The organism is Fictibacillus arsenicus (genome assembly GCF_001999465.1).
In the GTDB taxonomy this organism is placed as follows: Bacteria; Bacillota; Bacilli; order Bacillales; family Fictibacillaceae; genus Fictibacillus; species Fictibacillus arsenicus.
In genome coordinates, this window is the sequence record NZ_MQMF01000006.1 from 1 (window position 1) to 15,223 (window position 15,223).

General features: G+C 41.7%; 13 protein-coding genes, 1 rRNA gene and 1 other annotated feature. All 14 genes read left to right on the plus strand.

What is annotated here, in order from left to right; genetic code table 11:
• Positions 1-19 precede the first annotated feature (19 nt).
• Positions 20-135, plus strand: a 5S ribosomal RNA gene (gene rrf, locus UN64_RS18075).
• A 769-nt stretch (positions 136-904) separates the two neighbouring features.
• The gene (locus tag UN64_RS18080) at positions 905-1,372 is read left to right on the plus strand and encodes a CtsR family transcriptional regulator (RefSeq protein WP_066285464.1); all 468 of its coding nucleotides are present in this window, start codon (positions 905-907) and stop codon (positions 1,370-1,372) included.
• Positions 1,373-1,408: 36 nt separating this feature from the next.
• On the plus strand, positions 1,409-1,942 hold the full coding sequence (mcsA, locus tag UN64_RS18085) for a protein-arginine kinase activator protein McsA (RefSeq protein ID WP_066285466.1): 534 nt from the start codon (positions 1,409-1,411) through the stop codon (positions 1,940-1,942).
• Between the two features lie 4 nt (positions 1,943-1,946).
• Entirely contained in the window at positions 1,947-3,017 is a 1,071-nt protein-coding gene (mcsB, locus tag UN64_RS18090; protein ID WP_077365459.1) for a protein-arginine kinase McsB, read from the plus strand.
• A gap of 14 nt (positions 3,018-3,031) precedes the next feature.
• Positions 3,032-5,452, plus strand: coding sequence for an ATP-dependent protease ATP-binding subunit ClpC (gene clpC / locus UN64_RS18095; protein ID WP_077365461.1), 2,421 nt, complete (start codon positions 3,032-3,034; stop codon positions 5,450-5,452).
• A gap of 284 nt (positions 5,453-5,736) precedes the next feature.
• Positions 5,737-7,110: a DNA repair protein RadA gene (gene radA / locus UN64_RS18100; RefSeq protein ID WP_077365463.1), complete on the plus strand. Its 1,374-nt coding sequence runs from the start codon at positions 5,737-5,739 to the stop codon at positions 7,108-7,110.
• Positions 7,111-7,118: 8 nt separating this feature from the next.
• Positions 7,119-8,192, plus strand: a complete 1,074-nt coding sequence (gene disA, locus UN64_RS18105; RefSeq protein WP_077365465.1) for a DNA integrity scanning diadenylate cyclase DisA — start codon at positions 7,119-7,121, stop codon at positions 8,190-8,192.
• A 73-nt stretch (positions 8,193-8,265) separates the two neighbouring features.
• Entirely contained in the window at positions 8,266-9,357 is a 1,092-nt protein-coding gene (locus UN64_RS18110) for a PIN/TRAM domain-containing protein (protein ID WP_077365467.1), read from the plus strand.
• Between the two features lie 19 nt (positions 9,358-9,376).
• Complete coding sequence (gene ispD, locus UN64_RS18115) at positions 9,377-10,072, plus strand: 2-C-methyl-D-erythritol 4-phosphate cytidylyltransferase (RefSeq protein ID WP_077365469.1); 696 nt, start codon at positions 9,377-9,379, stop codon at positions 10,070-10,072.
• Positions 10,069-10,551: a 2-C-methyl-D-erythritol 2,4-cyclodiphosphate synthase gene (ispF, locus tag UN64_RS18120; RefSeq protein ID WP_077365471.1), complete on the plus strand. Its 483-nt coding sequence runs from the start codon at positions 10,069-10,071 to the stop codon at positions 10,549-10,551. The genes ispD and ispF overlap by 4 nt, the downstream gene beginning before the upstream one ends.
• Positions 10,552-10,722: 171 nt before the next feature.
• The gene (gltX, locus tag UN64_RS18125; protein ID WP_077365473.1) at positions 10,723-12,192 is read left to right on the plus strand and encodes a glutamate--tRNA ligase; all 1,470 of its coding nucleotides are present in this window, start codon (positions 10,723-10,725) and stop codon (positions 12,190-12,192) included.
• 56 nt (positions 12,193-12,248) lie between these two features.
• Positions 12,249-12,480: a binding site (T-box leader), on the plus strand.
• A 283-nt stretch (positions 12,481-12,763) separates the two neighbouring features.
• Positions 12,764-13,414, plus strand: a complete 651-nt coding sequence (gene cysE, locus UN64_RS18130; RefSeq protein WP_077365475.1) for a serine O-acetyltransferase — start codon at positions 12,764-12,766, stop codon at positions 13,412-13,414.
• On the plus strand, positions 13,411-14,814 hold the full coding sequence (cysS, locus tag UN64_RS18135; protein ID WP_077365477.1) for a cysteine--tRNA ligase: 1,404 nt from the start codon (positions 13,411-13,413) through the stop codon (positions 14,812-14,814). The genes cysE and cysS overlap by 4 nt, the downstream gene beginning before the upstream one ends.
• Positions 14,815-15,213 (plus strand): Mini-ribonuclease 3, encoded by a 399-nt coding sequence (locus UN64_RS18140; protein ID WP_077365479.1) that lies wholly within the window; start codon positions 14,815-14,817, stop codon positions 15,211-15,213. It begins immediately after the preceding gene.
• Positions 15,214-15,223 lie beyond the last annotated feature (10 nt).

Consider the following 15,223-nt stretch of genomic DNA (forward strand, 5'->3'; position numbering starts at 1 on the left):
CCTCTCTAATTTAATAAGGTCTAGTGATGATGGCGAAGAGGTCACACCCGTTCCCATACCGAACACGGAAGTTAAGCTCTTCAGCGCCGATGGTAGTTGGGGGTTTCCCCCTGTTAGAGTAGGACGTCGCTAGGCAATGAGGAAGATGGATGAAGATCCATCTTCTTTTTTTGTGTTAAAAAGAAAGAAAAGTGCCTTTTTCAAGATTAAAACAATAAAGATTAGCTGCTGTCTGTAGATTTCAAGCTGGTTGTTCTAAGAATTACTGCATATAGACCTATTTTTGTTATAAATGAAGAGCATGGCGTGACATGGATATGCAAGTTTGAGCGAACAGGTATCATTCTGAGCGTAGGTAAGGAATCTTGAGCGTAAAACGACGATTCTGAGCGTAACTTGAAGGTTTTGAGCGAAGAGAGGGTAAACTTGAGCGAACGTGTAACAAATAAAAGAACACGTACCGTAAAAGTATTTTGTCGAATAGTCAATAAATGAAAATTCATAGCATAAACAGCAAGAATTACAGCTTATAAATCCAAACTACAGTCTAGAAATCCAAATTATAGCTTAGAAAATAAAATTACAGCTTGAAAACCACTCTCCCCCTAATACTTCAACACAAAAACCCCAGCAATATTATCAATTGCTGTCCCAATCAAAAGTTCCCACTCTCATTTGACATAAACCATCCCAATCCCGACCCAGATTGATAACCATCCAAAAGCTCACAACCAGCAATCCTATCACCGCTCCTCCAAAACCACCATCGTTTCGACAGAATCATACAGGTTAAAGCACGACTCCTGAGGCAATAATGGATGCATAGAGATTTGCATTTTCGGAAAAAACCTGGCTATAATAAGGGTATAGTCAAAGTTAGTCAAAGTCAGAAGGGGGAGGGGAAATGAGGAATATTTCAGATGTGATTGAAAATTATTTAAAGCAAATTCTCTCAAGCACAAACGATTTGGCGATCGAGATCAAACGGACGGATATTGCTGAAAGGTTTCAATGCGTACCTTCTCAAATAAATTATGTAATCAACACGAGATTTACGGTTGAAAAAGGATTTGTAGTGGAAAGTAAAAGAGGTGGAGGCGGTTATATTCGGATCATGAAAGTTCGAACCGAAAGCTCCGCACATCTTATTGATCACTTAACTACCTTGATTGGTGAAAGGATATCACAAGGTAACGCAGAAAATGTAATTAAGCGACTATTGGAAGAAAACATTGTACGTGAACGGGAAGCAAGGCTTATGTTAAGTGTTATGGACCGTTCCATCTTAAAGCTGAATCTTCCGGATAGAGATGAATTGCGAGCAGAACTATTAAAAGCTATGATAAAAACTTTAAAATATAGAACCACATAGCCCTTTTTTTCATTCTATATAAAGGGAGGGAGCAGAATGAATTGTGAAGAATGCCATGAACGTGAAGCGTCATTGCATTTTACTAAGATCATAAATGGCGAGAAAACAGAATTTCACATTTGTGAACATTGTGCTAAAGAAAAAGGAGAATTCCTGCCGGGGTCGAATTCCTTTTCCATTCACCAATTGCTTTCTGGTCTTCTGCATGGTGATGGACATGTTCCGAACACACCATCATCAAACTTTATTCCGCCATCGTTAGCCTGTGAAAAATGCGGAATGAGTTATTATCAGTTTGCTAAAATTGGCCGCTTTGGATGTGATAATTGCTATAAAGCTTTTGAATCTAAATTAAATCCTATCTTCAAAAGGGTTCATGGCGGCAATACATTGCATGCGGGTAAAATCCCATTACGGGCAGGAAGCAGTATTCAAGAAAAAAAGCAGCTTCAGCAATTAAAGCAAGCCATGCAGCAGTATATATTAAATGAGGAATTCGAAAAAGCTGCTGAAACAAGAGATGAAATAAGAGAGATTGAGCACCGCTTGCAGCAGGGGAGGGATACGTAAACTTATGTCTCTAGAGCGATTTATCAGTGATGCGATCAGTCCCTGGATGAAAAGGGAAGGACCGGAATCGGATATTGTTCTCTCAAGCCGTGTCCGACTTGCAAGAAATCTTCAGCAGTTTGTTTTTCCTATCGCAGCAGACAAAGAATCTGCTCATGAGGTGATTTCATCTATTTCTTCTTTCATAAATGAAGAAAAGGATGTACCAGATGCAGAAAATTTGGAAATGCTGGTAATGGAAGAGTTAAAACCGATTGAAAAAAGGGTACTTGTTGAGAAACACCTTATAAGTCCAAATCTTGCTGAACAGGCAAAATACGGGGCAGTGCTTATGAATGAGGATGAGTCAGTCAGCATCATGCTAAATGAGGAAGATCATATCCGCATTCAATGCTTGGCACCAGGTTTTCAACTCGAAGAAGTGCTTCATAAAGCAAATGTAATCGATGATTTTATTGAAAGAAATGCAGATTATGCTTTTGATGAAAAGCGAGGATATTTAACGAGCTGCCCGACTAACGTTGGAACAGGACTCAGAGCCTCAGTCATGATGCATCTCCCCGCTTTGGTTCTGACAAAAAAGATGAGCCGCATTATTCCGGCGATTAATCAGCTTGGATTAGCCGTAAGAGGAATATATGGGGAAGGAACAGAAGCACAAGGGAATATTTTTCAAATTTCAAATCAGATGACACTAGGCAAGTCAGAAGAGGATATAATGGAAGATTTAGCTGGTGTCGTTATGCAGGTTATTCAGCAAGAACGTGCTGCAAGAAAACAGCTGAAGGATGGTTTGAAACTACAGCTTGAAGATAAGTTATACCGTTCATTGGGAACGTTGGAAAACAGCAGGATTATCCAATCGAAAGAAGCTGCCAAATGCTTATCAGATGTAAGGCTTGGCATCGACTTAGAAATTCTGCCTGGTATTTCGAAAACAATCTTAAATGAACTTATGATACTTACACAACCAGGTTTTCTTCAACAATATGCAGGTGAAGTTCTAACTCCAGACGAACGTGACATTAGAAGAGCCACTTTAATCAGAGAAAGAATAAAATTGGAAAACCGATAAGGAGCGTGAAGGGTATGATGTTTGGCCGTTTTACAGAGCGAGCTCAAAAAGTATTAGCGTTAGCACAAGAAGAAGCAATTCGATTAGGTCATAACAATGTGGGAACTGAGCATATTTTGTTAGGATTGATCAGGGAAGGCGAGGGTATTGCGGCGAAAGCTCTCCAAGTACTTGGCCTTGGACCTGAAAAGATTCAGAAAGAAGTGGAAACGTTAATCGGCCGTGGACAGGAAGCTGTTCAAACGATTCATTATACACCGCGTGCTAAAAAGGTGATTGAGCTTTCAATGGACGAAGCTCGTAAATTAGGACATTCGTATGTTGGAACAGAACATATTTTATTAGGATTGATCCGTGAAGGTGAAGGCGTAGCAGCAAGAGTATTGAACAACCTTGGTGTAAGCCTGAATAAAGCGCGTCAGCAAGTGCTTCAATTGCTGGGAAGCAACGAATCTTCTTCCAGCCATAGAGGTTCATCTGCCAGCGCAAATACACCGACCCTAGACAGCTTAGCCCGCGATCTGACAGCTATTGCCCGTGATGGTTCACTTGACCCTGTTATTGGGCGTGCTAAGGAAATACAGCGTGTTATCGAAGTGTTAAGCCGCCGTACGAAAAACAATCCTGTGCTTATTGGGGAGCCTGGTGTAGGTAAAACGGCGATTGCTGAAGGATTAGCACAGCAGATCATTAATAACGAGGTGCCCGAAACACTTCGCGATAAGCGAGTTATGACGCTTGATATGGGTACTGTTGTTGCAGGTACAAAATATAGAGGTGAATTCGAGGACCGTCTAAAAAAGGTAATGGATGAAATTCGCCAGGCTGGCAATATCATTTTGTTCATTGACGAACTTCACACGTTAATTGGTGCAGGTGGAGCAGAAGGTGCGATCGATGCATCTAACATTTTAAAACCTGCTCTTGCTCGTGGTGAACTACAATGTATTGGTGCTACAACACTTGATGAATATAGAAAGTATATTGAAAAAGATGCAGCGTTAGAGCGCCGCTTCCAGCCGATCACGGTTAATGAGCCAACGAAGGATGAAAGCATTCAGATTCTTCAAGGTCTTCGTGACCGTTATGAGGCTCACCACCGTGTAACCATCACGGATGAGGCGATCGAAGCATCTGTTTCATTATCTGACCGCTATATCTCAGACCGTTTCTTGCCGGATAAAGCGATCGACTTAATTGATGAAGCAGCATCAAAAGTACGTCTTCGTTCTTATACAGCTCCGCCAAATTTAAAAGAACTTGAGCAAAAGCTTGAAGAAGTCCGCAAAGAAAAGGACGCAGCTGTTCAAAGCCAGGAGTTTGAAAAAGCAGCGTCACTGCGTGATTCAGAACAGCGTCTTCGTGAAGAGCTTGAAAAGACGAAGGACGTTTGGAAAGAAAAACAAGGAAAAGAAAATACAGAAGTTACCCCTGAAGATATCGCACAAGTTGTATCTTCATGGACGGGAGTGCCGGTTTCTAAGCTTGCAGAAGAAGAAACAGAACGCCTCTTGAAGATGGAAGAGATTCTTCACGACCGTGTAATCGGCCAGTCTGAGGCAGTAACGGCTATTTCAAAAGCAATTCGAAGAGCTCGTGCAGGATTGAAAGATCCTAAGCGTCCGATTGGTTCGTTCATATTCTTAGGACCGACTGGTGTTGGTAAAACAGAGCTTGCTAGAGCTGTTGCTGAAACACTTTTTGGAGATGAAGATGCAATTATCCGCATCGATATGTCTGAGTACATGGAGAAGCATACAACGTCAAGACTTGTTGGATCACCTCCTGGCTATGTGGGACATGAAGAGGGCGGACAGTTAACAGAGAAAGTCAGAAGAAAACCTTATTCTGTTATCTTGCTTGACGAGATTGAAAAAGCACATCCAGAAGTATTCAACATTCTGCTTCAAGTGCTTGAAGATGGGCGTCTGACAGATTCTAAAGGACGTACAGTCGACTTCCGCAATACAGTTGTGATCATGACATCAAACGTTGGTGCGAGCACGTTGAAACGCAACCGTTCACTAGGGTTCGCTGTTCATAATGAAGGACAGAAATACAACGATATGAAGTCTAAAGTAATGGATGAATTAAAGCGCGCGTTCCGTCCAGAGTTCTTAAACCGTATCGATGAAATCATCGTCTTCCATTCTCTAGAGAAAGAGCACCTATTAAGAATTGTAAGTCTCATGGCAGATTCCTTGAAGAAGCGTCTGAGTGATCAAGGCATTGAGATCGAACTTTCACAGGCTGCACTAGAGAAGATTACAGAAGAAGGCTATGACCCTGATTATGGAGCTCGTCCGCTCAGAAGAGCACTTCAGCGCAAGATCGAGGATCGATTGTCTGAAGAACTGCTAAAAGGAAATATCAACAAAGGGCAAACGGTTAAAATTGACGTAGAAGAGAACGACTTTGTTGTTGAAACGGTGTAACTAAATGAATGAACAGACCGGTATTGGCCGGTGAAACAGAATAAATGAGAATATCCTGCAAAAAAACCCGGAAGGCAGTCATGTCCTCCGGGTTTTTGTCGAAATAATTCTTAAGTTTCGCCCTTTTTTGCAAAGCGTAAATGGAAAGAGTTGTGAGGTTTTATGTTATGATATTATTGAATAAATTTTTTTATTTATAGCATTTAACTGTTTAATATATAAAAGCTTCGAATTGAATAAATATCATGTTTTAAGGTGTGAAGTTTGGAAGAGGAGTTTTTTTGATGGCCAAAATAAAATCAATCTTTATGTGCCAGGATTGCGGTTATGAGTCTCCAAAATGGATGGGGAAATGTCCAGGATGCCAGGCGTGGAATACGATGGTGGAAGAAACGATACGTCCTGAAAAGAACGTAAGAGGACTTAGTTCCGGAGACTCAAATCTAAAGCAAAAACCACAGTCGATCGTGGAAGTGAAAAGTGAGCAGGAACCTCGTATTCCTACAAATTATCAAGAGTTTAACCGTGTTTTGGGCGGAGGAATTGTTCCAGGCTCTTTAGTTTTAGTTGGCGGTGATCCGGGAATCGGAAAATCAACGCTTCTCCTTCAGACATCAGCACAACTTGCTCAAAAAGGAGAACGTGTTCTCTACATATCTGGTGAAGAATCTGTTAAACAAACAAAGTTAAGAGCGGACAGACTCGAAATCGCGGCAAAGGATTTGTTTGTATTAGCAGAAACGGATTTGGAACTGATAGAGCAGGCAATGGCTGACGTTATGCCATCGGTAATGATCATTGATTCCATTCAAACCGTTTATCGGTCTGAAGTAACTTCAGCACCAGGAAGTGTTTCGCAAGTAAGAGAATGTACATCGCATTTAATGAGAATGGCGAAAACAAAAGGAATTGCAATATTTATCGTTGGACATGTTACAAAAGAAGGTGCAATTGCGGGACCTCGCCTTTTGGAGCACATGGTAGATGCAGTATTATATTTTGAAGGTGAAAGACATCATACTTTTCGTATTTTAAGAGCAGTTAAGAACCGTTTTGGATCAACGAACGAGATTGGTGTTTTTGAGATGAAGGAAGAAGGATTAGAAGAAGTACTGAATCCTTCTGAAATTTTCTTAGAAGAACGTTCAAAAGGAGCTGCTGGCTCTACAGTGGTAGCTTCACTTGAAGGAACGCGGCCGATGCTTGTTGAGCTTCAGGCACTTATTTCACCGACCAGTTTTGGAAACCCTAGAAGGATGGCCACCGGAATCGATCATAATCGTGTATCGCTATTGATGGCTGTTTTAGAGAAAAGAGTCGGATTGCTGCTTCAAAATCAAGATGCTTATTTAAATGTGGCAGGCGGAGTAAGACTTGATGAACCTGCGATTGATCTTGCTGTTGCGATCAGCATCGCATCAAGCTTCAGAGATGCACCGACAAAACCAACGGATGTAATGATCGGAGAAATCGGATTGACGGGGGAAGTACGAAGGGTTTCCCGCATTGAACAACGAGTACATGAAGCAGCAAAGCTAGGATTTACGCGTGCTATTATACCTGATAAAAATATCGGCGGCTGGACGGTTCCAAAGGGAATAAAAGTCGTTGGTGTATCTACTGTTTATGAGGCATTACAAGCAGCGTTAGGAGGGTAAAGCATATTATGGATCATGCGATTAAAGAAGCGATCATTAGTCAGATGCTGCAGCTTGTTGCCCCCGGAACACCGCTTCGGGAAGGCATTGATAACGTATTGCGCGCAAATACAGGCGGACTGATTGTTGTTGGCTATAATGATAAAATTAAAGAGATTGTTGATGGCGGTTTCTCGATAAACTGCAAGTATTCACCTGCATCTCTATATGAGCTTGCAAAGATGGACGGAGCCATCATTTTAAACGAAGATGCAGCAAAGATATTGTTTGCGAACACGCAGCTTATACCCGATACTGTTATTCCGTCAACGGAAACGGGAATCAGGCATAGAACGGCAGAGCGTGTTGCGCGTCAGACAGGCAACCTTGTAATCTCTATTTCACAGCGCCGTAACGTTATTACGCTTTATCAAGGAATGATTCGTTATTCCTTAAAAGAAATCGGTGTAATATTAACGAAAGCGAACCAGGCGATACAGACGCTTGAAAAATATAAAGTTGTGTTTGATCAGAGTGTGACCAATCTGGGTGCACTTGAATTTGAAGAACTTGTGACTTTCCAGGAAGTTACACAAGTTATTCACAGAATTGAAATGGTTTTACGCATAAAAAATGAGATAATTAAATATGTTAATGAACTTGGAGTTGAAGGCAGGCTGATCAGAATTCAGATGGAAGAGCTCGTCTCAAACATCGAAGAAGAAGCTTTGCTTTTAATTAAAGATTATATGAAGGATGATGAAAGCGATCCTTATGCGATCCTTCGCCAGCTCAATAAGCTTTCAAGCGAAGAATTATTTGATGAGTCCGTTATTATGAAACTTTTAGGCTTCTCAGCCGGTATGAATATGCAGGATGAAACGATTCATCCACGCGGATACCGTATTCTTGCGAAGATACCAAGACTGCCATCTGTTATTATCGAAAACTTAACAGATGCATTCGAAAATCTCCCGCAAATATTACGTGCTTCAATTGATGAGTTGGACGAGGTTGAAGGAATTGGTGAAATTCGAGCAAGAAAAGTAAAAGAAGGATTAAAACGAATTCAGGAACAGCTTTTCGTAGATCGTCATATTTAGTTTTTAAAAATACGATTTTCTACGTTTCAAAACTATTATTTTGTAAATAATGATTAGGGGAGGTGAATCAGGCATGCTAAAAAGAATTGTTCAGTTGTTTTTTATAGTGATAGGGGGCATGCTGGGCTATCTGTATATTCCAGATTTAATTCGTGTTCTTAACTTCGGTGATCTGCCGACTCAAGTAACATCCCCATATGTCGGGGCAGTAATTGGTGCACTTATACTATTTTTATCTACATTTTGGCTGTCAGATTACGTAGTAGGATTGATTCGCTGGGCAGAGGAAACGGTTGTAAAAGCCCCTGCAACTGATCTTTTATCGGGTACGATGGGACTTATCATTGGGCTTATTGTTGCATTCTTAATCCAGTCGCCGCTCAGCAGCATGGACATCGTTGTTGTAAGTTCAATTATGCCGATTGCTATCACATTTTTACTTGGATACCTTGGTTTCCAGGTAGGATTCAAAAAGAGAGATGAATTGATTCAGCTCTTCTCGCTGAACCGTCAGGGCAAAGAGAAGAAGAAGGAAGCAGAACCTGAAAAGACTAGAGGGAAATATAAGATTCTCGATACAAGTGTAATTATTGATGGCCGTGTTGCAGATATCTGTCAAACTGGTTTTCTGGAAGGTCCGCTGATCATTCCTAGATTCGTTTTAGAGGAATTGCAGTATATTGCAGATTCGTCAGATGTTTTGAAACGTAACAGAGGCCGCCGCGGATTGGATATCTTAAACCGTATCCAAAAAGAATTGTCTATGAAAGTGGAGATATATGAAGGTGACTTTGAAGAAGTTACCGAAGTAGACAGCAAACTAGTAAAGCTTGCACAGCTTTTAACAGGCGTAGTCGTTACGAATGATTTTAATCTTAATAAAGTATGTGAGCTGCAGAATGTTGCTGTTCTTAATATTAATGATCTTGCTAACGCGGTAAAACCTGTCGTTCTTCCGGGTGAAGAACTGGTTGTTCAAGTGATCAAAGATGGAAAAGAACAAAATCAAGGTGTCGGTTATCTTGATGACGGAACGATGATTGTTGTTGAGGATGGACGAGACTATATCGGAAAAACGATCGATGTAGTTGTTACCTCTGTACTTCAAACGTCAGCGGGACGAATGATTTTTGCTAAAAAAAAGCTGCTAGAAAAAGCATTGTAATGAACGGTGGGGAAAGCACGTGAATTATTGGACAGTAATTCCTGCGGCCGGACAAGGCAAAAGAATGAACGCTGGTATTTCAAAGCAATGGATCGAGCTCTTAGGAGAGCCGGTTCTAAAGCACACACTGGATGTTTTTGAGAAAGACCCGGTTTGTTCGGGTATCGTTCTTGTCGGCAGCGAGCGGGAATTAAAACAGATGCAAGATTTTGTACAAACATTCCAATATACAAAAGTGCACCAAATCGTTCCAGGCGGAAGTGAACGGCAGCAAAGTGTATATGAGGGTCTAAAAAAAGTTCCGGAAGATGCAGAGCTTGTCCTTATACATGATGCTGCACGACCTTTTATTACGCATCACCATATTAGCCAGCTCGTTGAAAATGCGGCTGAAACAGGTTCTGCTGTTTTAGCTGTACCTGTAAAGGATACGGTGAAGCGGGCTATGCAAAATCAGGTGGTAGAAACGATCGACCGTTCCAGCTTGTGGGCTGTTCAAACCCCGCAAGCTTTTCGTCTTTCTATTGTAAAAGAGGCGCATGAAAAAGCTGCCGCCGATTATTATCTTGGAACGGACGATGCAAGTCTGGTGGAACGAATTGGACATACAGTTGCTATTGTAATGGGAGACTATCATAATATAAAATTAACTACGTCTGATGACTTGTTGTTTGGACAAGCCATTTTATTGGATAGACAGGGGGAAAAAGCATGATGCGCATCGGTCAGGGTTTTGATGTTCATGCATTTTGTGAAGAACGGCCATTAATTATTGGCGGAGTTACGATACCTTATGAAAAAGGACTTTTAGGACATTCTGATGCAGATGTTCTTTTGCATGCGATAACAGACGCATTGCTTGGTGCTGCAGGTGAAGGGGATATTGGCAAGCACTTCCCTGACACGGATCCTGCCTATAAGGGTGCAGATTCAAAGCGTTTATTATTAGAATCTTGGAAGCTTGTAGAGAAAAAAGGGTACCGTTTAGGAAATATAGATTGCACGATTATCGCTCAAAAACCTAAGATGCTTCCCTACATTGAAGTGATGCGCGGAGTGATCGCCGGTATTTTTGGTATTGAAGTAGAGAGAATCAACGTGAAAGCAACGACCACTGAAAAGCTAGGATTTCCTGGACGCGAAGAGGGTATCGCAGCTCAAGCGGTTGTGTTGATAGAGAAGGTTCTTCCTTAAAAAGATTGGTGCCTTGGAGGCATTACGTTCATTATCTTCTCTGCTAAAGTTGGTTGGAGTGGAAGATGCGAGACTCCTGCCCCGCGGAAAGCGAGCAGCCTGGAACGGAAATCAACCACTTTCAAAAAGCATCATCGTTTAAGTAAAAAATATTTATAGAGGTGAAACAGGATGGCAAATGAAGTTCGGGTACGCTATGCACCAAGTCCCACAGGACATTTACATATAGGTAATGCACGTGCAGCACTTTTTAATTATTTATATGCACGTCACACTGGCGGGAAATTTATTATCAGAATTGAAGACACTGACCAAAAGCGAAATATTCAGGGCGGTGAAGAAAGTCAGCTGAACCATTTGAAATGGCTTGGCATGGATTGGGACGAAAGTGTTGATATCGGCGGGGATTATGGCCCTTATCGTCAGATGGAGCGCTTAGATCTTTATCAAAAATATACGGACGAGCTTCTTTCAAAAGGACTTGCCTATAAGTGCTATTGTACGGAAGAAGAACTGGAAGCTTCCCGTGAAGAACAGATGGCAAAAGGTGATACACCAGTTTATGACGGGCGCTGTCGCAATCTTTCAGATGAAGAGCGTGCTGCATTAGAAGCAGAGGGACGCAAGCCTAGTATTCGCTTCTTAGTGCCTCAAGACCGTTCCATTACGTTTGATGATATGGTAAAAGGAGAAGTTTCCTTTGAATCTAGCGGCTTTGGCGATTTTGTTATCGTAAAAAAGGACGGCATACCAACTTATAACTACGCGGTAGTAATCGATGATCACGAAATGGCGATCTCTCATGTATTAAGAGGAGATGACCATATTTCAAATACACCAAAGCAGCTTTTAATCTACGATGCTTTAGGCTTTGAACATCCTAAGTTTGGACACACGACATTAATCGTAAACGAAAACCGTAAGAAGTTAAGTAAGCGTGACGAGTCTATCGTTCAATTCATTGAGCAGTATAAGGATCTAGGTTACCTTCCTGAAGCGCTGTTTAACTTTATTGCATTATTAGGATGGTCACCAGGCGGAGAAGAAGAAATATTTAGCCGTGAGGAGTTTATTGAGATTTTTGATCCAAACCGCTTATCAAAAGCACCTGCTGTTTTCGATACGCAAAAGCTAGAATGGCTGAACAACCAGTATATGAAAAAGCAAGACGTTGAACGAATCGTTGACATTTGCATGCCTCATCTCGTAAAAGCAGGAAGAATCTCTGAAAACCCAAGTGCCGAGGAGCAAGAATGGGTAACTCGCCTTGTAGCTCTTCATCAGGAAAAAATGAGCTATGGTGCTGAAATCGTAGATCTTACTGAACTTTTCTTCAAAGAAGAGATTGAGTACGATGGGGAAGCGATAGAAGTTCTTCAAGGTGAGGGTGTTCCATCTGTTATGGAAACATTCTTAAGCCAGGTGGAAAACAGTGAATCGTTTGAAGCAGAAGATATTAAAGCGATGATGAAGGCAGTACAAAAAGAAACAGGACAAAAAGGAAAGAACTTATTCATGCCGATCCGTGTTGCGACAACAGGACAGACGCATGGTCCAGATCTGCCGGCAGCTGTTTCTCTTTTAGGGAAAGACGTTATCGTTAAACGCCTAAATGCTGTGATCGCAAAAATTAATAAATAATAAAAGTACACATTTTGCAAAGATTATAATATAGTAAAAGAAACTTATTTTTAAAGACTAAAACGCAGATGAGGAAAGTAGGCTGGCGCCTTTTCATAGTAGAGAGAACCATCACCGGCTGAAAGTGGTTTATGAGAAATGCCTGCTGAAGTGCCCCTCGGAGTCCCTTGCTGAAACAGAAGTAGGCATGGGCGGCAGCTCCCCGTTACGGAGATCAAGGGAACAGGTAATAAAGTTTAATTTACCTGTTAAACAGAGTGGAACCGCGTCTAATTCAGCGTCTCTGTGTCATTCGGCACAGAGGCGTTTTTTATTTTTAGTTTTTTCTAAAGGATTATAATCATAAGCTTTGTTGCTACTGAGAAGTGGTTGATTTCCGTTCCAGGTGCTCGCTTTCCGCGGGGCAGGCGGTGAGCCACATTCGTACGTTTCACTTTTAAGTGTCTCACCTGACCGCCAGTCCCGCAGGAGTCTCGCACCTTGCACTCCAATCAACTATCAACGAAGTTTTACAAAAACTATTCGAAGTCCAACAGCTTTTATTATTTTTTTTGCAAGGAGGTTGAGAAGCATGTTTTCAGCCATAAAAGAAGACATTCGTGTTGTATTTGAAAAAGATCCAGCCGCAAGAAGCTCATTGGAAGTAATCTTAACTTATTCAGGATTGCATGCTGTATGGGCACACAGACTGGCACATAAATTATTTAAGCGGAATCTGCTGTTTTTAGCCCGTGTGATCTCTCAGATCAGCCGATTTTTTACCGGCATTGAAATCCATCCCGGAGCTCAAATCGGAAGAAGGTTCTTTATCGATCACGGTATGGGAGTCGTTATCGGTGAGACCTGTATCATCGGCAATGATGTAACAATCTATCAAGGTGTGACACTTGGCGGAACCGGAAAAGAAAAAGGGAAACGGCATCCGACACTTGAGGATCATGTTCTTGTTGCCACAGGAGCAAAGGTCTTAGGGAATATTACGATCGGGAAAAACTCAAAAGTTGGAGCGGGTTCAGTTGTTTTACAAAATGTACCTCCTAACGCAACAGTAGTCGGTATACCAGGAAAAGTCGTCATTAAAGACGGGATCAAGGTGGGTTGTGAACTAGACCACCGCGATCTGCCAGACCCAGTAGCTGATAAGTTCAGAGAAATGCAGCTCGAAATGAAAAAGTTATATGAAGAATTGGAAAGAATGAAAAGAGGGAGTGAATCTAAATGAGCATTAAAATTTTTAACACGATGACACGCCAGAAAGAACCGTTCGTACCTTTAGAAGAAGGAAAAGTGAAGATGTATGTATGCGGACCAACTGTATACAATTACATTCACATCGGCAATGCCCGTCCTGCTATCGTTTTTGATACAGTCAGAAGATATCTGGAATACAGAGGCTATGATGTTCAATTCATCTCCAACTTTACGGATGTTGATGACAAGTTGATTAAAGCAGCTAACGAAATGGGAAGCGATGTCCCGACGATCGCTGAAAAATTCATAAATGCTTATCACGAAGATACGTGCGCGCTTGGCGTTCAGAAAGCAGATGCACATCCGCGTGTAACAGAAACGATGCCTGAAATTATTGAATTCATCGATAATCTGGTTAAAAAAGGATTTGCATACGAGGCAGCAGGGGATGTTTATTTTAAAACACGTTCTTTTGAAGGCTACGGCAAGCTTTCCCACCAATCCATCGATGACCTTAAATCAGGCGCAAGAATTGAAGTCGGAGAGAAAAAAGAAGACCCGCTTGATTTCGCGCTTTGGAAAGCAGCTAAAGAAGGGGAGATCTATTGGGAAAGTCCTTGGGGCAAAGGACGTCCGGGCTGGCATATTGAGTGCTCAGCTATGGCTAAGAAATATCTTGGTGATTCCATCGATATTCATGGAGGCGGACAGGACCTTGCATTCCCGCATCACGAAAATGAGATTGCGCAATCTGAGGCATTGAATGAAGCTCCGATGGCTAAGTATTGGATGCATAATGGGTATATTAATATAGACAATGAAAAAATGTCCAAATCACTCGGCAATTTCGTGCTCGTTCATGACCTTGTCAGAGAACAGGATCCGCAAGTTATCCGGTTCTTTATGCTGGCTGTTCACTACCGCAACCCGATCAACTTCAGCCAGGAACTGCTAGAAGTGGCGGAAACGAGCTTAAACCGAATCAGAACTGCTTATGAAAACTTGAAGCACCGCTTGACAGTTACAGCCGACTTGGCTGAGGACAGCGATAAATGGGCAAAAGTGATCGACGACACAAGAGCAAAGTTTATCACAGATATGGATGATGATTTTAATACGGCTAATGCGATTTCCATCCTGTTCGATTTTTCGAAAGAAGCGAATGTTTACTTGCAGGAAAGAAACACTTCAAAAGCTGTCATTACTGATTTTATCCACTTATTCGATGAGCTTGCAGGGGTATTAGGATTGACGCTTCAAAAAGAAGAAGAGCTTTTAGATGAACAAATCGAAGCTCTTATTGAAGAACGAAATCAGGCGCGCAAAGACAAGAACTTCTCCCGTGCCGATGAAATTCGTGATCTGCTAAAAGAGCAGAACATCATTCTTGAGGATACCGCACAAGGTGTACGGTGGAAAAGAGATAAGTAGATGAAACTATCTGATTCAGACATCAAACAACTGAATGGAACCACACTTGCTTATATGGGTGATGCAGTAATGGAGCAATTCGTGCGTGAGCATCTAATACGCAACGGACAAGTGAAACCGAATAAGCTTCATGTTTCGGCAACAAAATTTGTATCTGCTAAAGCCCAGGCAGGCATGGTCGTTCAATTGCTGGAAGAAAACTTTTTTACGGAAGAGGAAGTTGCAGTCATCAAACGCGGTCGCAACGCTAATCAAGGAACGGTTCCGAAAAATACTGATGTACAGACATACAGGCATGCAACAAGCTTTGAGGCGATTATCGGCTATTTATATTTGCTGAACGAGCATGAACGGCTCAAAGCAATAATGAAAACTGTTTTACCAGACAAACAAGATTGAGAGGGGGAAG

Bases quoted from the DNA above. Each gene is read 5' to 3' on its own strand.
- mcsB (WP_077365459.1), top strand. From the start codon at position 1,947: ATGTCTCTAGAGCGATTTATCAGTGATGCGATCAGTCCCTGGATGAAA.
- ispF (WP_077365471.1), top strand. From the start codon at position 10,069: ATGATGCGCATCGGTCAGGGTTTTGATGTTCATGCATTTTGTGAAGAA.
- UN64_RS18140 (WP_077365479.1), top strand. From the start codon at position 14,815: ATGAAACTATCTGATTCAGACATCAAACAACTGAATGGAACCACACTT.
- gltX (WP_077365473.1), top strand. From the start codon at position 10,723: ATGGCAAATGAAGTTCGGGTACGCTATGCACCAAGTCCCACAGGACAT.
- cysE (WP_077365475.1), top strand. From the start codon at position 12,764: ATGTTTTCAGCCATAAAAGAAGACATTCGTGTTGTATTTGAAAAAGAT.
- cysS (WP_077365477.1), top strand. From the start codon at position 13,411: ATGAGCATTAAAATTTTTAACACGATGACACGCCAGAAAGAACCGTTC.
- clpC (WP_077365461.1), top strand. From the start codon at position 3,032: ATGATGTTTGGCCGTTTTACAGAGCGAGCTCAAAAAGTATTAGCGTTA.
- radA (WP_077365463.1), top strand. From the start codon at position 5,737: ATGGCCAAAATAAAATCAATCTTTATGTGCCAGGATTGCGGTTATGAG.
- UN64_RS18080 (WP_066285464.1), top strand. From the start codon at position 905: ATGAGGAATATTTCAGATGTGATTGAAAATTATTTAAAGCAAATTCTC.
- disA (WP_077365465.1), top strand. From the start codon at position 7,119: ATGGATCATGCGATTAAAGAAGCGATCATTAGTCAGATGCTGCAGCTT.
- UN64_RS18110 (WP_077365467.1), top strand. From the start codon at position 8,266: ATGCTAAAAAGAATTGTTCAGTTGTTTTTTATAGTGATAGGGGGCATG.
- mcsA (WP_066285466.1), top strand. From the start codon at position 1,409: ATGAATTGTGAAGAATGCCATGAACGTGAAGCGTCATTGCATTTTACT.